Origin of the sequence: Allochromatium tepidum, assembly GCF_018409545.1 — a bacterium.
Lineage (GTDB): Bacteria > Pseudomonadota > Gammaproteobacteria > Chromatiales > Chromatiaceae > Thermochromatium > Thermochromatium tepidum_A.
In genome coordinates this window covers 2,104,520-2,125,000 of record NZ_AP024563.1, presented here as the reverse complement: position 1 = coordinate 2,125,000, position 20,481 = coordinate 2,104,520, and the positions used below count along the sequence as shown (strand labels likewise).

17 protein-coding genes and 2 rRNA genes (1 of these 19 running past the window's edge) are annotated in these 20,481 nt (G+C 63.7%); 14 read left to right on the top strand and 5 right to left on the bottom strand.

Going from position 1 to position 20,481, the window contains the following annotated elements; genetic code table 11:
* Both Atep_RS10250 and rrf read left to right on the top strand, forming a co-directional pair.
* A 23S ribosomal RNA gene (locus tag Atep_RS10250) occupies window positions 1-2,462 on the top strand (it extends 431 nt beyond the left edge of the window).
* Window positions 2,463-2,541: 79 nt separating this feature from the next.
* A 5S ribosomal RNA gene (gene rrf / locus Atep_RS10245) occupies window positions 2,542-2,657 on the top strand.
* Window positions 2,658-2,821: 164 nt separating this feature from the next.
* Here rrf and Atep_RS10240 read toward each other — a convergent pair.
* From Atep_RS10240 to mnmA, 5 genes are all read right to left on the bottom strand, one after another.
* Window positions 2,822-3,658 carry a metallophosphoesterase family protein gene (locus tag Atep_RS10240; protein WP_213378441.1) on the bottom strand — a complete coding sequence of 279 codons (837 nt, stop codon included), beginning with the start codon at window positions 3,656-3,658 and terminating at the stop codon, window positions 2,822-2,824.
* Window positions 3,655-4,053 carry a thiamine-binding protein gene (locus tag Atep_RS10235; RefSeq protein WP_236786121.1) on the bottom strand — a complete coding sequence of 133 codons (399 nt, stop codon included), beginning with the start codon at window positions 4,051-4,053 and terminating at the stop codon, window positions 3,655-3,657. Before Atep_RS10235 ends, Atep_RS10240 begins: the two co-directional genes overlap by 4 nt.
* A gap of 113 nt (window positions 4,054-4,166) precedes the next feature.
* Complete coding sequence (gene acnA / locus Atep_RS10230) at window positions 4,167-6,830, bottom strand: aconitate hydratase AcnA (protein ID WP_213378440.1); 2,664 nt, start codon at window positions 6,828-6,830, stop codon at window positions 4,167-4,169.
* Window positions 6,831-6,967: 137 nt separating this feature from the next.
* Window positions 6,968-7,591, bottom strand: coding sequence for a high frequency lysogenization protein HflD (hflD, locus tag Atep_RS10225; RefSeq protein ID WP_213378439.1), 624 nt, complete (start codon window positions 7,589-7,591; stop codon window positions 6,968-6,970).
* A gap of 132 nt (window positions 7,592-7,723) precedes the next feature.
* Window positions 7,724-8,839 (bottom strand): tRNA 2-thiouridine(34) synthase MnmA, encoded by a 1,116-nt coding sequence (gene mnmA / locus Atep_RS10220; RefSeq protein WP_213378438.1) that lies wholly within the window; start codon window positions 8,837-8,839, stop codon window positions 7,724-7,726.
* A 67-nt stretch (window positions 8,840-8,906) separates the two neighbouring features.
* On the opposite strand from mnmA, the gene Atep_RS10215 reads away from it, so the two are divergent.
* From Atep_RS10215 to Atep_RS10160, 12 genes are all read left to right on the top strand, one after another.
* Window positions 8,907-9,692, top strand: coding sequence for a polysaccharide deacetylase family protein (locus Atep_RS10215; protein WP_213378437.1), 786 nt, complete (start codon window positions 8,907-8,909; stop codon window positions 9,690-9,692).
* Between the two features lie 38 nt (window positions 9,693-9,730).
* On the top strand, window positions 9,731-11,167 hold the full coding sequence (gene hldE, locus Atep_RS10210) for a bifunctional D-glycero-beta-D-manno-heptose-7-phosphate kinase/D-glycero-beta-D-manno-heptose 1-phosphate adenylyltransferase HldE (protein WP_213378436.1): 1,437 nt from the start codon (window positions 9,731-9,733) through the stop codon (window positions 11,165-11,167).
* Window positions 11,168-11,266: 99 nt separating this feature from the next.
* Complete coding sequence (locus Atep_RS10205; RefSeq protein ID WP_213378435.1) at window positions 11,267-12,502, top strand: glucose-1-phosphate adenylyltransferase family protein; 1,236 nt, start codon at window positions 11,267-11,269, stop codon at window positions 12,500-12,502.
* A 35-nt stretch (window positions 12,503-12,537) separates the two neighbouring features.
* Window positions 12,538-13,218: an endonuclease III domain-containing protein gene (locus Atep_RS10200; protein ID WP_236786119.1), complete on the top strand. Its 681-nt coding sequence runs from the start codon at window positions 12,538-12,540 to the stop codon at window positions 13,216-13,218.
* A 39-nt stretch (window positions 13,219-13,257) separates the two neighbouring features.
* Window positions 13,258-13,869: a class I SAM-dependent methyltransferase gene (locus tag Atep_RS10195; RefSeq protein WP_213378434.1), complete on the top strand. Its 612-nt coding sequence runs from the start codon at window positions 13,258-13,260 to the stop codon at window positions 13,867-13,869.
* Window positions 13,870-13,911: 42 nt separating this feature from the next.
* A complete protein-coding gene (gene serS, locus Atep_RS10190) occupies window positions 13,912-15,186 on the top strand; it encodes a serine--tRNA ligase (RefSeq protein ID WP_213378433.1) in 1,275 nt (424 codons plus the stop codon).
* 142 nt (window positions 15,187-15,328) lie between these two features.
* The gene (gene rfbF, locus Atep_RS10185; protein WP_213378432.1) at window positions 15,329-16,102 is read left to right on the top strand and encodes a glucose-1-phosphate cytidylyltransferase; all 774 of its coding nucleotides are present in this window, start codon (window positions 15,329-15,331) and stop codon (window positions 16,100-16,102) included.
* Window positions 16,099-17,154: a CDP-glucose 4,6-dehydratase gene (gene rfbG, locus Atep_RS10180; RefSeq protein WP_213378431.1), complete on the top strand. Its 1,056-nt coding sequence runs from the start codon at window positions 16,099-16,101 to the stop codon at window positions 17,152-17,154. Before rfbF ends, rfbG begins: the two co-directional genes overlap by 4 nt.
* A gap of 36 nt (window positions 17,155-17,190) precedes the next feature.
* Window positions 17,191-17,784 carry a dTDP-4-dehydrorhamnose 3,5-epimerase gene (rfbC, locus tag Atep_RS10175; RefSeq protein WP_236786117.1) on the top strand — a complete coding sequence of 198 codons (594 nt, stop codon included), beginning with the start codon at window positions 17,191-17,193 and terminating at the stop codon, window positions 17,782-17,784.
* 12 nt (window positions 17,785-17,796) lie between these two features.
* Complete coding sequence (locus tag Atep_RS10170; RefSeq protein ID WP_213378429.1) at window positions 17,797-18,240, top strand: DUF29 domain-containing protein; 444 nt, start codon at window positions 17,797-17,799, stop codon at window positions 18,238-18,240.
* A gap of 13 nt (window positions 18,241-18,253) precedes the next feature.
* The gene (locus Atep_RS10165) at window positions 18,254-19,090 is read left to right on the top strand and encodes an NAD-dependent epimerase/dehydratase family protein (protein WP_213378428.1); all 837 of its coding nucleotides are present in this window, start codon (window positions 18,254-18,256) and stop codon (window positions 19,088-19,090) included.
* Between the two features lie 101 nt (window positions 19,091-19,191).
* Window positions 19,192-20,481, top strand: a complete 1,290-nt coding sequence (locus Atep_RS10160) for a radical SAM protein (protein WP_213378427.1) — start codon at window positions 19,192-19,194, stop codon at window positions 20,479-20,481.

Below are 20,481 nucleotides of genomic sequence, written 5' to 3'. Positions count from 1 at the left end.
CGACCGATAGTGAACCAGTACCGTGAGGGAAAGGCGAAAAGAACCCCGGTGAGGGGAGTGAAAGAGAACCTGAAACCGTGTGCGTACAAGCAGTCGGAGCCCTGAAAGAGGTGACGGCGTACCTTTTGTATAATGGGTCAGCGACTTACTTCTCAGTGGCAAGCTTAACCGACTAGGGGAGGCGTAGCGAAAGCGAGTCTTAAATGGGCGTTATGAGTCGCTGGGAGTAGACCCGAAACCGGGCGATCTACCCATGGCCAGGGTGAAGGTGTGGTAACACACACTGGAGGCCCGAACCGGGATCTGTTGAAAAAGATTCGGATGAGCTGTGGGTTGGAGTGAAAGGCTAATCAAGCTCGGAGATAGCTGGTTCTCCCCGAAAGCTATTTAGGTAGCGCCTCGTGGGTTCACTGCTGGGGGTAGAGCACTGTTTCGGCTAGGGGGCCATCCCGGCTTACCAACCCGAGGCAAACTCCGAATACCGGCAAGTGCGACCACGGGAGACAGACGGCGGGTGCTAACATCCGTCGTCAAAAGGGCAACAACCCAGACCGCCGGCTAAGGTCCCCAAATCAGACTTCAGTGGGAAACGATGTGGGAAGGCCCAGACAGCCAGGAGGTTGGCTTAGAAGCAGCCACCCTTTAAAGAAAGCGTAATAGCTCACTGGTCGAGTCGGCCTGCGCGGAAGATGTACCGGGGCTCAAAGTCTGTACCGAAGCTGCGGATGCGGGCAACCGCATGGTAGGGGAGCGTTCCGTAAGCCGTCGAAGGTCGGTTGTAAAGCCGGCTGGAGGTATCGGAAGTGCGAATGCTGACATAAGTAACGACAAAGGGGGTGAGAGTCCCCCTCGCCGAAAACCCAAGGGTTCCTGCGCAACGTTCATCGGCGCAGGGTGAGTCGGCCCCTAAGGCGAGGCCGAAAGGCGTAGTCGATGGGAAGCGGGTCAAGATTCCCGCACCAGACACCACTGCGATGGGGGGACGGAGAAGGCTAGGTCATCCGGGCGTTGGTAGTCCCGGTTCAAAGGTGTAGGGAGTGTGCTTAGGCAAATCCGGGCGCACAATCCCGAGACCCCATGACGAGTGTCTACGGACACGAAGTGATTGATGCCCGGCTCCCAAGAAAAGCCTCTAAGCTTCAGGTGGTGTGTGACCGTACCCCAAACCGACACAGGTGGGTTGGGTGAGAATCCCTAGGCGCTTGAGAGAACTCGGGTGAAGGAACTAGGCAAAACGGCACCGTAACTTCGGGAAAAGGTGCGCCCGTGGTAGGTGAAGGCCCTCGCGGCAGGAGCCGAAGCGGGTTGCAGTGACCAGGCCGCTGCGACTGTTTATTAAAAACACAGCACTCTGCAAACGCGCAAGCGGACGTATAGGGTGTGACGCCTGCCCGGTGCCGGAAGGTTAAGTGATGGGGTTATCCGCACGGAGAAGCTCTTGATCGAAGCCCCGGTAAACGGCGGCCGTAACTATAACGGTCCTAAGGTAGCGAAATTCCTTGTCGGGTAAGTTCCGACCTGCACGAATGGCGTAACGATGGCGGCACTGTCTCCACCCGAGACTCAGTGAAATTGAATTCTCGGTCAAGATGCCGAGTCCCCGCGGCTAGACGGAAAGACCCCGTGAACCTTTACTATAGCTTTGCACTGGACGTTGAACCGACTTGTGTAGGATAGGTGGGAGGCTTTGAAGCGACCACGCCAGTGGCCGTGGAGCCGGCCTTGAAATACCACCCTGGTCGGTTCGACGTTCTAACCTCGACCCGTCATCCGGGTCAGGGACCGTGCATGGTGGGTAGTTTGACTGGGGCGGTCTCCTCCCAAAGCGTAACGGAGGAGCACGAAGGTACCCTCAGGTTGGTCGGAAATCAACCGTCTGAGTGCAATGGCATAAGGGTGCTTGACTGCGAGACGGACAAGTCGAGCAGGTACGAAAGTAGGTCATAGTGATCCGGTGGTTCTGTATGGAAGGGCCATCGCTCAACGGATAAAAGGTACTCCGGGGATAACAGGCTGATACCGCCCAAGAGTTCATATCGACGGCGGTGTTTGGCACCTCGATGTCGGCTCATCACATCCTGGGGCTGAAGTCGGTCCCAAGGGTATGGCTGTTCGCCATTTAAAGTGGTACGCGAGCTGGGTTTAGAACGTCGTGAGACAGTTCGGTCCCTATCTGCCGTGGGCGTTGGAGATTTGAGGGAAGCTGCTCCTAGTACGAGAGGACCGGAGTGGACGTACCCCTGGTGTTCCGGTTGTTTCGCCAGAAGCATTGCCGGGTAGCTATGTACGGACGGGATAACCGCTGAAAGCATCTAAGCGGGAAGCCCCTCCCAAGATGAGATCTCCCTGGGCACGCGATGCCCCTAAAGGTCCGTTGAAGACCACGACGTGGATAGGCGGGATGTGGAAGCGTGGTAACACGTGCAGCTAACCCGTACTAATCGACCGTGCGGCTTGACCATATAACACCCAAGTGCGTTACCCTTACGCTCTCACCGTTTCGCGGATCGTCGGCCTCCATACCGACGCTCCCACCCTTTCCCTGGCGGCCATAGAGACCTGGAACCACCTGATCCCGTCCCGAACTCAGACGTGAAACAAGTCTTCGCCGATCCTAGTGTGGGGCCTCCCCATGCGAACCTAGGGCACCGCCAGGGCCCTCTCCCCTCAAAACCCCTTCCACCCAACAGTGGCGGGGGTTTTGGCTTTGGAGCCGGCTCCTACTCGCTCGGCCAGCCAGATGTCTCCCCTTTGAGCACTCGATCAGTTTTGGCTTTGAACTGGCCACCTCGGCCGGTCCGGCGATCGCGATCGTTGTCGCTCAGTCGAGCGTGGCCAGGAACTCATCGACTGCCGGTTGCAGCGCACGTTCACCGGCCAGCACCTCGGCCTCGAAGTCTCGGCGCCAGAGTTGCATCAGGGGTCGGGCGCGTTTCCATTCCTCGAACAGGATGCGTGCCATTGGTCCGCCGTGCTCAATGAAACCGAGATCGTCGAAGTCGCGCGCGGCCTGCCGGCGGTCATAGGCAAAGCGCACGATCTCCCAGTTCCAGGCGCCATTCTTCAGCGTCAACAACGCAAAACTCCCGCGCGGATCGCCATCGAAGGGCGAACCGACCGAGCCGACGTTGAGAATGGGGGTACCGTCGAGCACGCGCTCCAGCGGGCGATGGGTGTGGGCGGTGACGAAGAGGGCCAGATCGGCCGGCAGTGTGCCACGCAGTTCTTCGTCCGTGACGCTGGTACCGATGCCGTGGCGATTGCTGACCATGGTGCCGTGGGTGACATGCACCCAGGAATCATCGGTACCGGCGTTGAAGCAGAGATGATCCGGCCAGTCGACGAGCGCGTCGAGTCGTGGTTCGATCTGCCGGTAGGTCCAGTCGGCGAACAGGCGCATCTCGGCTTCCAGCGCGTCACGCGGCGGTTCGCGTCCGCAGCGCTGGATCCAGGTCTCGTGGTTGCCGTTGACCGGCAGCCAGCCGCGCGTGCGCCTCAGTGTGTCGAAGCGCTCCAGACAGGCCAGACTACTGGGTCCGCGATTGATGAGATCCCCGGCCATGACCACCAGATCCGGCCCCCAGTCGAGGATATGGCTGATGGCCTCGTCCATCGCGGGCAGATTGCCCTGGACATCGGAGAAGATGGCGACCTTCATGGCCGGTCCGCCGCCGGTGCGTCGAGCCGACGGCGCACCGAGTCGAGCTTGCCGGTCAGGCGTCCGCGCGTTCCGGGACGGATGTCGAACTTGGCGACCACATAGACGCGCTCGGCGCCGAATCCTTCCAGGATGGCGTTGGCGCGCTCGATGATGGTCAGCGCCTCGGGCAGGGTGTCGGTTTCGACCTGGGTGCCCATGGGCGAGAGCTGATGCTCGAATCCGCTGTCGCGGATCATGGCGATCACGGGCGCGACGAACCGGCTGAGACTGCTCCCCTGATCGGTCGGGAAGATGGTGAGATCGAGGATCACGGACATGGGTTCGCCACCTCTGGTGTTGTTCTGGTCACGAAGCTCCAGCTTCGTGACCTCGGGGATGAAGCTCAGCTTCACGGCGCGGATCCCTTTGGCATCCTCGAATACGACGCGAAGCCGAGCCTCGTCTCGCGGATGACGAAGCCGGAGCTTCGTCACCGGACCCCCTGAAGCGTCGGGAAGATAGCCGATCAGGCCGCGAGCTTGCGCAGCACGTACTGGAGGATACCGCCGTGACGGTAGTAATCCACCTCGTTCGGCGTATCGATCCGCACCCGCGCCTGGAAGGTCTTCACCGAGCCGTCGGCGCCGGTCGCACGGACTTCGACCTGCTTGGCCTCGCCGCCGTTCAATCCGACGATATCGAAGGTCTCGGTGCCGGTCAGGCCGAGCGAAGCGGCATTGTCACCCGCCAGGAACTGAAGCGGCAGGATACCCATGCCGACCAGATTGGAGCGGTGGATGCGCTCATAGCTCTCGGCGATGACCGCGCGGATGCCGAGCAGACGCGGACCCTTGGCCGCCCAGTCGCGCGAGGAGCCCGAGCCGTATTCCTTGCCGGCGATGACGATGGCGGGCGTGCCCTCGGACTGATACTGCATGGCCGCGTCATAGATCGACATCTCTTCGCCGCTCGGCTGATGCAGGGTCACGCCGCCCTCGGTGCCCGGCGCCATTAGATTCCTGAGCCGGATGTTGGCGAAGGTGCCGCGCATCATGACCTCGTGGTTGCCGCGTCGCGAACCCAGACTGTTGAAGTCCTTGGGATCGACACCCTTCTCGATCAGGTACTGGCCGGCCGGGGAGTTCGGCTTGATCGAGCCGGCGGGCGAGATGTGATCGGTGGTGATGGAGTCACCGAGCACGGCCAGACAGCGCGCGCCGCTGATGTCTTCGACCGGCGTGACCTCCAGGCTCATGCCCTGGAAATAGGGCGGTTCCTGGATATAGGTCGAGTCGGCCGGCCAGTCGTAGGTCTGGGTGGCCACGGCGTCGAGCGACTGCCAGCGCGCATCCCCGGCGAACACATCGGCATAGGCCGCCTTGAACTCAGCCGGCGTGACGAACTCGGTAATCGCCGCGTTGATCTCGTCCTGGGTCGGCCAGATGTCCTTCAGATAGACCGGATTGCCCTGGGCATCCGTGGTCAGCGGGTCGTTGTAGGGATCGATGTCGATGCGACCGGCGATGGCATAGGCCACGACCAGCGGCGGGCCGGCCAGATAGTTCATGCGCACCTCGGCATGGACCCGGCCCTCGAAGTTGCGGTTGCCCGACAGGATCGAGACGGCGCACAGCTCATTGTCGGCGATGGCCTTGGAGACCGGCTCGGGCAGCGGGCCGGTGTTGCCGATACAGACCGTGCAGCCATAGCCGACGTTGTGGAAGCCGAGCGCCTTGAGCGGCTCGGTCAGTCCGGCGCGGTCGAGATAGCGGGTGACGGCCATCGAGCCGGGACCGAAGGCGGTCTTGACCCAGGGCGCGCGCTTCAGACCCAGCGCAACGGCTTTCTTCGCCACCAGTCCGGCGCCGATCAGCACGCTCGGGTTGGAGGTGTTGGTGCAAGACGTGATAGCCGCGACCACGATCGAGCCGTCCGAGATCTCGACCTCCTGACCGTCGATCACCGCCTTGGCCGCACCCTTGGTGGGCAGATTGCGTTCGGCCTTGAGCGCGGCGAGCGCCTTGGGGAAGTGGTCGGCCATGTCCGTCAGCGCGACGCGATCCTGCGGACGCTTCGGCCCGGCGAGCGAGGGCACCACATCGCCCAGATCCAGTTCGAGCGTTTCGGAATACTCGGCCTCGGGCGCATCGGCGGTGTGCCACACGCCCTGCGCCTTGCAGTAGGCCTCGACCAGCGCGATCTGGGCCTCATCGCGCCCGGTCAGACGCAGATAGTCGAGTGTGACCTGATCGATGGGGAACAGGCCGCAGGTCGCGCCGTACTCAGGCCCCATGTTGGCGATGGTGTTGCGCTCGCCCATCGGCAGGCTCGCGATCGCCGGACCATAGAACTCGACGAACTTGCCGACCACGCCATGCTTGCGCAACTGCTCGACGATGGTCAGCACCAGGTCGGTCGCGGTCACGCCTTCCTTCAGGGTTCCGGTGAGCTTGAAGCCCACGACCTTGGGCACCAGCATCGACACCGGCTGACCCAGCATCGACGCCTCGGCCTCGATGCCGCCCACGCCCCAGCCGAGCACGCCGATGCCGTTGACCATCGTCGTATGCGAGTCGGTGCCGACACAGGTATCGAAATAGGCTTGAGTCTTGCCGTCGACCGGCTTGGAGAAGACCACGCGCGCCAGATACTCGACATTGATCTGATGCACGATGCCGGTGTCCGGCGGCACGACCTTGAAGCCGTCGAACGCCTGCTGGCCCCACTTGAGGAACTTGTAGCGCTCCTGGTTGCGCTGGAACTCAAGCTCCGCGTTGAGCGCGAAGGCCCCATCCGAACCGAAGTGATCGACCTGCACCGAGTGGTCGATGACCAGCTCGGTGGGCTGGAGCGGGTTGATTCGGGTCGGATCGCCGCCGAGCGCGCGCATGGCATCGCGCATCGCCGCCAGATCCACTACGGCCGGCACGCCGGTGAAGTCCTGCATCAGCACCCGCGCCGGGCGATACTGGATCTCCTTGTCCGGCTCGGCCTGTGGGTTCCATTGACTGAAGTACTCGATGTCCTCGCGCGTGACGGTCACGCCGTCCTCGTTGCGCAGCAGGTTCTCCAGCAGGATCTTGATCGAGAACGGCAGGCGCGCGCTGTTGGGCACGGCGTCGAGCTCGAAGATCTCGTACTCCTGACCGGCGACGTTCAGGGTAGACTTGGCGTTGAAGCTATTGGGCATCGAGGGCTCCGGTGGTATGGAACGGTTCTTTATCGTTTGGAGCGCTCGATTCTAGCGTCCGAGGGTCGGATATTCCATATGCTGCACTGCAACGAAATCCGAAGCGCGGTTTCGACGCTCAGACGCTGCGGTCGGTCTCAGCCGGGCCGGTCGAGATAACGTCGCGCGTCTTCCAGGATCGGCCGGTTGCGGAACAGCAGTTGCCAGCGCGAGCCGCCGACCTGACGCCACAGCCGCGCCGCGCGTACCGCCGCGAGCAGCAGGGCGCGCAGACGGTTCTGGTTGTCGGGGTTGCGCAGATGCAGCGGGTCGCCGTGGATCAGAATACGCGGTTGCAGATGACTGAGCGTCTGGCTGTAGAGGTCGGCGAAATGGGCCAGCAGGTTGGGATGGAGCAAATCGAAATGAGCACGCTTGGACTCGGCCTCGCGGATGCCGGCGGCGAGGATGTCGAGCAGATCGGGTCGCTTGGCCAGCTCGCGTTCGAGCTTGATGACCTGGATCGCATAGCGGGTCATCTCCAGGTCGCGCTCGGGCCGGCCGGTCAACTGGGCGACGAGCCGGCGCGCGCCATTGGCCAGCGCGCCCGGCTCGCCGAAGACCGACTCGACGTTCTCGGCATCGACCTGGAACAGACTGTAGATGCAGGGCTGCATGAGCTCGGCATCGACCGAACCCTGGCGGGCGATGCGGATGACACAGTTGACGGCCTGATAGAGGCCGGCGAGGGCAATGGTGCGCTCCAGGTTGGTGTGGGGCATGGATGGGGTTCTCGATCGCGATGCGTTGTGGCTGATGACGCCATCTTATAACGCATTCACCAGCCACTGTTCGACAGCAACCTGCACGCCCTGGCCCCTCTCGCTTGGCGGGAGAGGGGTTGGGGAGAGGGGTCAGGCTGCCAAGCCACGCTCGATGACGGCCCCGCCCAGACACTCGGTCTCCTGATAGAAGACGACGGACTGACCGGGCGTGACGGCGCGCTGTGGGTCGTCGAAGCGCACCCGGCATCCATCGCCCCCGATCTCGACCAGTTCGCAGGCTTGTAACGGCTGACGATGACGCAGGCGTGCCAGACAGCGAAACGGCGTCTCGGGCGCCCGACCGCTGATCCAATGGGGCTGGAGCGCCTCCAGCCCAGTCGACATCAGGAGCGGATGCCGGCTGTCCTGGACCACGATCAGCCGGTTGTTCACGCTGTCCTTGACGGCGACATACCAGGGTGCCTCGCGTCCCCGGCTGACCCCGCCGATCCCCAATCCCTGACGCTGGCCCAGGGTGTAATAGGCCAGCCCGCGATGCTCGCCGAGCCGCACGCCCTCGGGCGTCTCGATCGGCCCCGGCTCGCGCGGCAGATAGCGGGCGAGGAAGTCGCTGAACCGCCGCTCGCCGATGAAGCAGATGCCGGTGCTGTCCTTCTTGGCGGCATTGGCCAGCCCGAGCCGACGGGCCAGGGCGCGGACCTCGCCCTTGGTGAGATCGGCGAGTGGAAACAGGGCGCGCGACAACTGTTCCTGGTCCAGCAGATGCAGGAAATAGGTCTGATCCTTGTCCTCGTCGACGGCGCGATGCAGGTGATAGCCGCCCTGCTCATCGGCGACGACACGGGCATAGTGCCCGGTCGCGATCGCCTCGGCGCCCAGACCGAGCGCATGGTCGAGAAAGGCGGCGAACTTGATCTCACGGTTGCAGAGCACATCCGGGTTGGGTGTGCGTAGCGCTTGGTATTCGCGCAGAAAATACTCGAAGACCCGATCCCAATACTCGGCCGAGAAGTTGACCGTATGCAGCCGAATCCCGAGCCGCTCGGCCACCGCGCGCGCGTCGGCCAAATCCTCGGCGGCGGCGCAGTAACCCTCGGCGTCGTCTTCCTCCCAGTTCTTCATGAACAGCGCCTCGACCGCATACCCCTGTTCGAGCAGCCGATGGGCGGCGATGGCCGAATCGACACCGCCGGAGAGACCGACGATGAGGCGCCGGATGGGAGAGGTCTGGACGTTGGAAGACATAGGCACAATGATGAAACGATGATTGAGATTGAAGACGGCTGGAGTCGCCAGGTATGACGGAGACCCGATGAATACTCAGCCCGCACGGCTTTCGATCCTGATGTATCACCAGGTCGGCGTGTTTGCGCCGATGCGAGAACATCGCGCCAATTATTGCGACCATCGGCGCTTCGCCGCTCAGATGGATCTGCTCGCGCGGCTCGGCTATCGGGTGCTGGGTCTCGACGACGCCCTGGCCGGTCTGCGTGGTGAACGTCCGCTACCGGCGCGTGCCGTGGTCCTGACCTTCGACGACGCCTATGACAACTTCGCCGAGTATGCCTGGCCGGTGCTGGAGCGGCATGGCTTTCGGGCGACCGTCTATGCCATCAGCGGCCGGCTCGGACGCCGCGCCGAGTGGTTCGCCAAGGATCCGGGACGCCCGATCCCGACCCTGATGAGCGCCGAGCGTCTGCGCGAACTGCACGCGGCCGGCATCACGATCGGCTCGCACAGCGTCGATCATCTCAAGCTCGGCATGCTCGATCCCGAGGCTCAGCGCCGTCAGCTCGTCGACAGCCGCGCGGCACTCGAAGACGTGCTCGGCGCGCCCGTGCATCATCTCTGCTATCCCTTCGGCAGCTTCGACCGGACGACGGTGCACCTGGCCGGAGAGGCCGGCTACCGGAGCGCCACCACCTGTCTGCGCGGCGCGGCCGGGCCGGATGATCATCCGCTGGTACTGCCGCGCAAGGCGATCTCCTTCGGTGACGATCGGCTCGGCTACTGGTGGAAGCTCGCCGTCAAGCACGCGCCCAAGCCCGAGCTGGTCGAATGGCGCCGGCGTCTGGCCGGAGCGAGCGCTTCGGGCTAGACTGCCTGGCCGATACCTTCCACTGCCCAGTCGTGATCGTGACCACTCCATCGACCTTCCCCGATTTCGTGCGCGCCCGAGTGCTGGTGGCCGGCGATCTGATGCTCGACCGCTACTGGACCGGCGCCACGCGCCGCATCTCGCCCGAGGCGCCTGTGCCCGTGGTGCATGTCGAGGGCATCGAGGACCGTCCCGGCGGCGCGGCCAATGTCGCGCTCAATCTGGCCATGCTCGGCGCGCGCGTGACCCTGGCCGGCGTGACCGGCGACGACGAGGCCGCTGCGATCCTGGAAGCGCGCCTGAGCGGGCAGGGGATCGCCACCCGTTTCGAGCGCCGCGCCGGGGTGCCGACCATCACCAAGCTGCGGGTGCTCAGTCATCATCAGCAGCTCATCCGGCTGGACTTCGAGCGCTCGCTGGCGCCGAACGGTCCGGACCCGCTGCCGGGGCTGGTCGCGCCCGCACTCGCCGACTGTGATCTGCTGCTGCTCTCGGACTATGCCAAGGGCACGCTCGACGATCCGCAAGGACTCATCCGGCCGGCGCGCGCCCAGGGCAAGCCGGTCCTGATCGACCCCAAGGGACGCGATTTCAGCCGCTACCGGGGTGCGACCCTGCTGACGCCCAACCGCGCCGAGCTTGAAGAGATCGTCGGTCACTGCCCGGATGATGCCGTGCTCATCGAACGCGCCGAGCGTCTGCGCGCCGAGCTGGAACTGGAGGCGCTGCTGGTGACGCTCGGCGAGCGCGGGATGCTGCTGGTGCGTGCGGGTGTCGAGGCGCTGCATCTGCCGACCCGCGCGCGCGAGGTCTTCGACGTCACGGGCGCGGGCGATACCGTCATCGCGACCCTGGCGGCGGCGCTGGCGGCGGGTGCCGAGCTGGCCGAAGCCTGCGCCCTGGCCAACTGTGCCGCCGGTCTGGCGGTCGGCAAGCTGGGCACGGCCGGAGTAAGCGCCGCCGAACTGGAGCGCGCCTATCGCGGTGTCGAGTGGCGTCCGATCCTCGATCGCGACGCGCTGATCGCGGCGGCGGAGGCGGCGCGCGCCGCCGGTGAGCGTCTGGTCATGACCAACGGCTGCTTCGACATCCTGCACGACGGGCATGTGGCCTATCTCCAGCAGGCCAAACGGCTGGGCGACCGGCTCATTGTCGCCGTCAACGACGACGACTCGGTGCGTCGGCTCAAGGGCGAGGGGCGTCCGATCAATGGCGTCGAGCAGCGCATGGCAGTGCTGGCCGGGCTGGCCTCGGTCGACTGGGTCTGTCCGTTCAGCGAGGACACGCCCGAGGCGTTGATCCGCGCCGTCGGTCCGGACGTGCTGGTCAAGGGCGGCGACTATCGGCCCGAGCAGATCGCGGGCGCCGACGCCGTGCTGGCGCGCGGCGGCGAGGTGCGGGTGCTCGACTTCGTGCCCGGACGCTCGACGAGTCGTATCATCGGCGCCATCGGTCGGCGCGGCGACGGGGTCTGAAGAGACGCCGGCGGCGCCTCTGGATCGACCTCCCACGCGCGGTTTAGACTCTGTGTCTGCCCGCCTTTTCACTCATCGCCAAGGGCTCGTCCTGCCATCATGTCCTCCGACACATTGATTCTCATCCTGGCTCAGGATCGCGGCCTGGGCCTCGACGCCCTGACCCGCCGGCGCACCAAGGCCGCCGTGCCCTTCGGCGGCAAGTACCGGATCATCGACTTCACCCTGGCCAACTGTCTGCACTCGGGACTGCGTCAGGTGCTGGTGCTGACGCAGTACAAGAGCCATTCGCTCCAGAAGCATTTGCGCGACGGCTGGTCGATCTTCAATCCCGAACTGGGCGAGTTCATCACCCCGGTCCCGCCCCAGATGCGTGAGGGGCAGGACTGGTACAGCGGTCCCTTCGACGCCATCCGCCAGAACCGCTATCTGATCGAGCGCAATCGCGCCAGTCAGGTGCTGATCCTGCAAGGCGACGCCATCTATCGCATGGACTATGCCGAGCTGGCGCGCGCCCATCGCGAGACCGGGGCGGCGATCACGGTCGCCGTGCGCGCCGTGCCGGCTCCGGGCACGGGGCGTCAGGCACGGGTCGTGCTCGATGCCGATGAGCGTATCTGCGAACTCTTACCGCCGGAGCCGGGGAGCGCGGACAGCGCCGAGGGCGAGCGGCTGGAGACCATGGGCGTCTATCTGTTCGACAAGTCCCGGCTGCTCGACGCCCTGGACCGCTACGAGCGCGGCGTCTCACCCGACACGGACCCGGCGCTCGACGTCATCGCGCCCCGGCTCGCCGCGCATCAGGTTCGCGCCTATCGCTTCGGCCAGACACGGGGACGGGTGACGCCGGACCGCTACTGGTGCGATCTGGCCTCGGTCGACGCCTACTATCAGGCCAACATGGCGCTGTTGCGCGCCGAGCCGCCGCTCGATCTCTATCAGCCCGACTGGACCATCCACACCTATCAGGGCCAGTATCCGCCCGCCCGCACCGTCCCCGGCCCGCAGACCGGCAACGAGGGCGTCTTCGTCAACTCGATGCTGGCGGCGGGCACCGTCATCAGCGGCGGCGGGGTCAATCATTCGATCCTGTTCCCGCAGGTTCGGGTCGAGGACGGCGCCATCGTCGAGGCGTCTATCCTCTTTCATGGAGTCCGGGTCGGGGCGGGCGCGCATCTGCGCAACTGCATCGTCGAAAAGGACGTCAGGATCGCGCCCGGCGACCGGATCGGCTTCGACGCACGACGTGATCGCGAACGCTTCGATGTCTCGCCCGACGGCATCGTCGTGGTCACTGGTGAGAACGGTGCATCGAGGGGACTGGCGTCTCGGTGAAGACGCGTTCGACACCCTTGCGAGGGAGCCGACGGGTGACGAAGTGCGTGTTCGAGCCGGAACGGCTTAGCGCCATCCATGACCGCTTGCTGGTCTTTCACGGCCCGAGGCACTGGTGGCCGGCCGATGGCCCCTTCGAGGTCATGATCGGGGCGGTGCTGACCCAAAACACCGCCTGGTCGAACGTCGAGCGCGCACTCGAGCGTCTCAAGGCGCGTTGTCCCCTGGACGCCGCCGGCCTCCTGGCGCTCGATCCGTCCGAGCTGGCCGAGACGATACGACCGGCCGGTTACTTCAATTTGAAGGCGCGTCGTCTGATCGCCTTCTGCGAGTTCTATCGCGCGGCGGGCGGCTGGGACGGTCTGAACGCGCTCGACACCGGGGCACTGCGCGAGCGGTTGCTCGCGGTCAAGGGTATCGGTCCCGAAACGGCCGACGACATCCTGCTCTATGCCTTCGATCGCCCGGTGTTCGTGGTCGATGCCTATACGCGCCGGGTCTTCTCCCGGCTCGGACTGCTGCGCGGCGACGAACCCTACGAGACGATCCGCGCCGCCTTCGAGAGTGCGCTCGGACCTGACGTGCCGCGCTACAAGGAGTACCATGCGCTGCTCGTCGAGCACGCCAAGCAGGTCTGCCGGAGTCGGCCGCGCTGTTCGGACTGTGTCCTGAAGCGCGCCGTGCCCTGCCGTCAGGTCCTGTCGGCCGAGGCTTGAACATCCCCCCAAGAATCACATCCCAGGAAGGCGGTTGACATGCCCAGAGTCGATACCGAGATCTTCTATGGCAGCGCGCTCGATACCTACGGCGAGACGGCCGAGGGGGTGCATTGGACTTCGACCGAGACCCAGGAGGTCCGCTTCCGGGTGCTGCGCTCCTTCCTGCCGCCGGATCTGTCCCGGCTGACCCTGGCCGATGCCGGTTGCGGGTTCGGCGATCTGCTCGCCTATCTGGAGCGCACCGGCGACCGGCCGAAGCGCTATATCGGGCTCGATGTCATGCCCCCCATGGTCGAGGCCGCGCGCCGGCGCACCGGCTGCGAGATCCATGTCCTCGACATCCTCGACGAAGGCAGCGTGCTGCCCGAGGCCGACGTCTATCTCTGTAGCGGGGCCATGAACACCTTCACCCGCGAGGAGACGCGGCGCTTCATCGAGCGCTGTCTGGAGGCGAGCCGTCACGGCTTCGTCTTCAACCTGCTCAAGGGTTGGGACACCTCGCCGATCTACAACCTCTATCAGCCGCGCGAGATCAAGCATCTGGCCCAGGCGCTGGAGGTCGACTATCAGATTCATGAAGGCTATCTGGCCGGCGATTTCAGCGCCGCGTTCTGGAAGGTTCCGTTCGGCGTGCGCGCGCCGGGATAGCCTCCACATCCGTCTTTTTCATTCACGCCGAAGGAATCATCGATGCTAGACCCACGTTCGTTGCGCACCGAACTCGATCAGGTCGCCGAGCAACTGGCCCGGCGCGGTCTGGTGCTCGACACCGCGCGGATCGAGTCCCTGGAGACCGAGCGCAAGGCGCTCCAGATCCAGGTCCAGGAACTCCAGAACACGCGCAACACGCGCTCCAAGTCGATCGGGCGCGCCAAGGCGGCCGGCGAGGACATCGCACCGCTGCTGGCCGAGGTCGCCGATCTGGGCGACCGACTCAAGGCTGCCGAGTCGCGGTTGAGCGCGATCCAGGACGAGCTGACCGACATCAGTCTGAGCCTGCCCAATCTGCCGGCCGCCGAGGTTCCGGACGGGCGCGACGAGTCCGACAACCGCGAGGAACGCCGCTGGGGCACGCCGCCGACGTTCGACTTCGAACCCAAGGATCATGTCGACCTCGGGGCGCGCAACGGCTGGATGGACTTCGATCTCGCGGCCAAGGTGACGGGGTCGCGCTTCGTCACGCTCTCCGGCCCCATGGCGCGGCTGCATCGGGCGCTGATCCAGTTCATGCTCGACGTGCATACCGGCGAGCACGGCTATACCGAGACCTATGTGCCCTATCTGGTCAATGCCGACAGTCTGCGCGGCACCGGCCAGTTGCCCAAGTTCGAGGCCGATCTGTTCAGGGTGCCGGGCGAGCGCGACTTCTATCTGATCCCGACGGCCGAAGTGCCTGTGACTAATCTGGCGCGCGATCTGATCCTGGAGGCCGACAGTCTGCCGCGCAAATGGGTGGCGCATACGCCGTGCTTCCGCAGCGAGGCCGGTTCCTACGGCAAGGACACGCGCGGCATGATCCGTCAGCATCAGTTCGAGAAGGTCGAGCTGGTGCAGATCGTGCGGCCCGAGGATGGGGCGCAGGCGCTGGAGGCGTTGACCGGGCATGCGGAGTCGATTCTGCAACGGTTGGGGCTGGCCTATCGGGTCGTGACTCTGTGCACGGGCGATCTCGGGTTCTCGGCGCGCAAGACCTATGATCTGGAGGTCTGGCTGCCGGGGCAGGGCGCTTATCGCGAGATCTCTTCGTGCAGCCATTTCGGGGACTTCCAGGCGCGTCGGCTCCAGGCCCGCTGGCGCAATCCCGAGACCGGCAAGCCGGAGCTGGTGCATACGCTCAACGGCTCGGGGCTGGCGGTCGGGCGGACCCTGGTCGCGGTGCTGGAGAACTATCAGCAGGCCGATGGGAGTGTGGTCATTCCCGAGGTGTTGCGGCCCTATATGGCTGGAATCGAGCGGCTGTCTTAGCCTGGATTGTGAACAGGACCGCCCCCGCCGGATAAGGCAAACCCCATATCTCAACGGCCAAGGTGCCGGCGGGAACCTGAAGTGTCTCAAAATTACAACTTAAAAGGGCTGCATACACTGGCCTATGCCGAACGCCATCCCCATGAAAGCCGTCATCCTTGCCGGCGGTCTGGGCACCCGCATCGTCGAGGAGTCCCATCTGCGGCCCAAGCCCATGATCGAGATCGGCGGGATGCCGATTCTGTGGCACATCATGAAGCTCTATGCCCATCATGGCGTGACCGACTTCGTCGTCTGCTGCGGCTACAAGGGCTACATCATCAAGGAATACTTCGCCAACTATTTTCTGCACATGTCGGACGTCACCATCGATCTGGCCAACAACCGGCTCGAAGTCCACCAGCATCAGGCCGAGCCCTGGCGGGTGACGCTGGTCGATACCGGCGCCGAGACTCAGACCGGCGGGCGTCTGAAGCGGGTTGCGGACTATCTGCGCGATCAGGAGGCGTTCTGTTTCACCTATGGCGACGGGCTGAGCGATGTCGATATCCGGGGACTCATCGCCTTTCATCGTGAACATGGACGCTGGGCGACCGTCACTGCCGTGCCCGCACCTGGGCGTTATGGCGCCATCGAGCGCGCGGGGTCGACCGTCACCGGCTTCATCGAAAAGCCGCGCGGCGGGGATGGCCTGATCAACGGCGGTTTCTTCGTGCTCTCGCCGCGCTGTATCGAATTCATCGCCGATGACCGGACCAGTTGGGAGATCGAGACGCTGCCCAAGCTCAGTGCTCAAGGGCAACTCATGGCGTTCGAGCACCAGGGATTCTGGCAGCCGATGGATACGTTACGCGACAAGAACCATCTCGAATCTTTATGGGCCTCGGGCCGCGCGCCCTGGAAGTGCTGGACATGAATCCTGAGTTCTGGCGACGGCGGCGCGTCTTCATCACCGGACAGACCGGCTTCAAGGGCGGCTGGCTGGCGCTCTGGCTGGCCGAGCTGGGCGCTGAGGTCCACGGCTATGCGCTCGAACCGCCGACCACGCCCAATTTGTTCACGGTCGCGCGTCTGGCTGAAGGCTTGTCGGGGCATGTCGTCGGCGATGTACGCGACCTGCCGGCCCTGAACCGGGCCATCCTGGACGCCGCACCTGAGATCGTCTTCCATCTCGCCGCACAACCGCTGGTGCGCGCGGGCTATGCCGATCCGGTTGCGACCTATGCCGTCAATGTCATGGGGACGGTGAATTTGCTGGAGGCCGTGCGCCGGTGCCCGAGCGTGCGGGCCGTGGTCGTGGTGACGACCGACAAATGCTACGACAACCGCGAATGGGTCTGGCCCTATCGCGAAAACGATCGGCTCGGCGGCCATGACCCCTACTCCAGCAGCAAGGCGGCTACCGAGCTGGTGACGCAGGCGTATCGGAGTGCCTTTCTCGCCGAGGCCGGTATCCAGGTCGCCAGTGTGCGCGCCGGCAACGTCATCGGCGGCGGCGACTGGGCGCGGGATCGGCTGATCCCGGATGTGTTGCGCGCGCTCGATGCCGGTGAAGCGGTGCGTCTGCGCGCGCCTCAAGCGATTCGCCCCTGGCAGCATGTGCTTGAACCGCTCGCCGGCTATCTGACTCTGGCCGAGCGCCTTCAGGCGCAAGAGGTCGAGCTGGCGACGGCCTGGAACTTCGGTCCGGATCCGGGCGATGCTTGGCCGGTGGAGCAGATCGTGCGCCGGCTGTGCGAACGCACTCAGGGACATTGGCAATCCGATCCCGATCCGGGGCTGCGCGAATCGGTGCGTCTCGATCTCGACAGCACTCAGGCGCGTACCCGGCTCGGCTGGCGTCCGCGTTGGAGTCTGAGTCAGGCCCTGGAGCGCACGCTCGACTGGCATCGAGCCTGGCGTGCAGGAGCCGATATGCAGGTTGTCACCCGCGAGCAGATCCGCGATTATCGGGCAATGCTGTCATAACCTCGATCAAAGCCGGCCTCCGTCATGTCTCAACGCTTGCGCCTACGATCAACTGCGCTCGACGGTGTCGTCGTCGTCGAGCGTCGGCCGATCGTCGATGAGCGCGGCTGGTTCGAGCGGCTGTTCTGTGCGCGTGAGCTGGAATCGCTGACGGGCGGTAAGCCGATCGTGCAGATCAATCGCAGTCTGACCTACCGGCGTGGGACTGTGCGTGGTTTGCACTACCAGCGCCCGCCGCACGCCGAGGTCAAACTCGTCACCTGTCTGCGCGGCGAGATCTTCGATGTCGCGGTCGATCTGCGCGCCGGTTCGCCGACCTTTCTTCAGTGGCATGGCGAGCGGCTCAGTGCCGGTGACGGGCAGATGCTGGTGGTTCCCGAGGGTTGTGCGCATGGCTTTCAGGCGCTGAGCGATGACGCTGAACTGTTCTATCTGAATACAGCCGAGTATGCTCCTGCGAGCGAAGCTGGACTGCATCCCGAGGATCCCCGACTCGCAATTGCTTGGCCTCTGGCGATCACGGTGCTCTCCCCTCGCGACCGCGTGCATCCGTCGATTAGTGCCTCATTCGAGGGACTGCAATTGGGAATGAACAGGACCGGCAACACGATCGCTGATGATGAACCGTAGACATGCTCAATTATGCACATCGAAAATACAAAGCTTCATGATGTCGATTTCCATGCCTGGACTCAACAACAGGCCGATTTACTCAAAGCTAGGAATTGGTCTGAAGTCGATATTGATGGTTTGATCGAAGAAATCGAAAGCATGGGCGCAAGAGAGCGACGAGAACTGATCAATCGGCTGGCTGTGTTGCTGGCGCATTTGCTGAAATGGCAGTATCAGCCGTCTTTTCGTGGTCGCAGTTGGCAGTTGACTCTGAAAGAGCAACGTCGTCGGCTGCAACGGTTGTTGCGCGAAAATCCCAGCTTGCAGGCACGCATTTCCGACTTCCTCGAAGATGCTTATGGCGATGCGATCCTTTCGGCGGCCAAAGAAACCGGATTGGATGAAAACAGCTTTCCAAGCAATTGTCCTTATTTGGAAAGCGAAATCTTGAACCCGGATTTTCATCCTAATTAGATCTGTGACGGTCATGAAGTCCCACATCGCCGTCACGGGTGCAACCGGTTTTCTTGGACGCCATGTCATCAAGTGCTTGCTCGATGCGGGCATCGATACTGTTGCCACAGCGCGTACCCGGTCTGCGACGGCCGGCGGTTGCCGCTTCGTGTCCATGGACATCGCCAATCCGCCGTTGGATGCTTTCGAGCGACTGGGTTCCCCGGAGGTACTGATTCACTTGGCCTGGGACGGTCTGCCCAACTACCGTTCACGCCACCACTTCGAGCAGGAACTGCCAAGCCAGTACCACTTCCTGAAAAGCCTGATTGAAGCCGGGCTACCGAAGCTCGTCGTTGCGGGTACCTGTTTCGAGTATGGATTGCAAAGCGGTGCGCTCTCCGAGCAGATGCCGACCAATCCCTGTACTGCCTATGGCTTCGCCAAGGACGCCCTGCGCCGTCAACTGGAGTATCTGACGGCGGAACACTCGACGCAGCTGGTCTGGACGCGGCTGTTCTATCTCTGGGGCGAGGGACAGGCACCCGGTTCTCTGTATGCGCGACTCTCGGTGGCAGCACAACGTGGCGAGCCGCTGTTCAAGATGTCCGGCGGGGAGCAGCTGCGCGACTATCTGCCCGTTACGGAAGCCGCCCGGCATCTCGTGAACCTGGCCGTGCGTCCGTGCGCCTTCAGCCTGATCAATCTTTGCTCGGGCCGCCCGATTTCGGTACGCCGTCTGGTCGAGTGCTGGATCGATGAGCATGGCTGGACGATCCGCCCCCAGCTTGGCTGTTATCCTTACCCGGATTATGAGCCAATGGCCTTTTGGGGCGATGCGGCACGGCTGGACCAAACTGTTTCCATCTGAAATACTCAAGTTTTATCCGGCGCGGTCGATACAGCTCTCCACATGACCCGGATCCGTTTCGAGAACGCGCGACAGCACGCAAACACGCCGACGGTGCCTGCTTGAACATACTCATCGACCGGATTCCGACGCCCTCGCAACTCAAGACGCTGATCGGCGACCGTGCCGTTCACATCTGGGGCGCGCGGCACGATGGTTATGCGGCGCACCATGTCTTGAACCGTCATGGCATCGACATCCAGGCCTTCATCGATTCGAGCCGGGCGCTCCAGGGGCAGCGCGTCTTTGGTAAGGACATTCAGCTCCCTGACCCCTTCTTCGCCAACGCAACGCCGCAAACGGCCTTCATCCTGATCGCCTCGGGGTTCCATGCCGACGCCATCGCCGATGATTGCCGGCGCCACGGCTTCCAGGTCGGACGCGATGTCTTGATCCAGGGCGACTTGCGACTGTTCAACTACCAGATCGACATTGCCGGGAGCTGCAATCTGCGCTGCATCTCCTGTCCGCGCGGTAACTTCGACACCCATCGCCCCAAGGGCTTCATGTCGGCGGATGTCTATCGGGCCCTGCTCGACAAGATCCTGAGCGACGATCCCTACACCGGCATCATCACCCTCTACAATTGGGGCGAGCCGCTGCTCAATCGTGAACTGCCCGAGATCCTCGCCATCACCCACGCACATGGGCTGCTATCGGCGCTGTCGAGCAACCTGAGCTTCAAACTCGACTTCGAGTCCGTGATCGCCGCGCGCCCGACCTGGTTCCGCATCTCGGTGTCCGGCTGGGAAGAACGCTACGAGATCACGCACACCGGCGGCAACTGGGCGCGCCTGATGGAAAATGTGCGCCGTCTGGCCGAGTATCGAGATCGGCATCATCCCGAGATGCTGGTCGAGGTCTTCTACCACATCTATAACGACAACCGCGACGACATCCGCCGCTGGCAAGCATTGTGTGACGAGTTGGGATTCATGCTACGTTATCGTCATGCAGCACTGGCCCCATTGGACAACATCGAAGCCATCCTCGAAGGACGTGCCGTCAACGAGCGCGTTCAGCGCACCATGGCGCTGCAACAGCTCCAGGTCGAGGAGGTCATGCGGCTGGCGCTGGCCGAACGCCACCGGCCCTGCTACTACGAGCGTCATCTCTGGATCAATTGGAATCTGGAAATCGCGCACTGTATGGAATGGTATCGGCCCGATCTCAACCTCGTGCCCGAAAGCTTCATGGACACCACTCCGGAACAACTGATCGCCGCGCGTGAGGCCAGTGAATTCTGCGCGCGTTGCAAGGAGCGCGGCATCCATCGCTGTTTCATCGTTTACAGCGACGAGCGGCTGATCGCCGAGCGCGACAGTCTGCCGCTCGCGGCTGGAGCTGACTGA

Bases quoted from the DNA above. Each gene is read 5' to 3' on its own strand.
- rfbG (WP_213378431.1), top strand. From the start codon at position 16,099: ATGAATCCTGAGTTCTGGCGACGGCGGCGCGTCTTCATCACCGGACAG.
- Atep_RS10205 (WP_213378435.1), top strand. From the start codon at position 11,267: ATGTCCTCCGACACATTGATTCTCATCCTGGCTCAGGATCGCGGCCTG.
- Atep_RS10215 (WP_213378437.1), top strand. From the start codon at position 8,907: ATGAATACTCAGCCCGCACGGCTTTCGATCCTGATGTATCACCAGGTC.
- Atep_RS10195 (WP_213378434.1), top strand. From the start codon at position 13,258: ATGCCCAGAGTCGATACCGAGATCTTCTATGGCAGCGCGCTCGATACC.
- hflD (WP_213378439.1), bottom strand. From the start codon at position 7,591: ATGCCCCACACCAACCTGGAGCGCACCATTGCCCTCGCCGGCCTCTAT.
- Atep_RS10165 (WP_213378428.1), top strand. From the start codon at position 18,254: ATGAAGTCCCACATCGCCGTCACGGGTGCAACCGGTTTTCTTGGACGC.
- acnA (WP_213378440.1), bottom strand. From the start codon at position 6,830: ATGCCCAATAGCTTCAACGCCAAGTCTACCCTGAACGTCGCCGGTCAG.
- rfbF (WP_213378432.1), top strand. From the start codon at position 15,329: ATGAAAGCCGTCATCCTTGCCGGCGGTCTGGGCACCCGCATCGTCGAG.
- Atep_RS10170 (WP_213378429.1), top strand. From the start codon at position 17,797: ATGCACATCGAAAATACAAAGCTTCATGATGTCGATTTCCATGCCTGG.
- serS (WP_213378433.1), top strand. From the start codon at position 13,912: ATGCTAGACCCACGTTCGTTGCGCACCGAACTCGATCAGGTCGCCGAG.
- mnmA (WP_213378438.1), bottom strand. From the start codon at position 8,839: ATGTCTTCCAACGTCCAGACCTCTCCCATCCGGCGCCTCATCGTCGGT.
- Atep_RS10240 (WP_213378441.1), bottom strand. From the start codon at position 3,658: ATGAAGGTCGCCATCTTCTCCGATGTCCAGGGCAATCTGCCCGCGATG.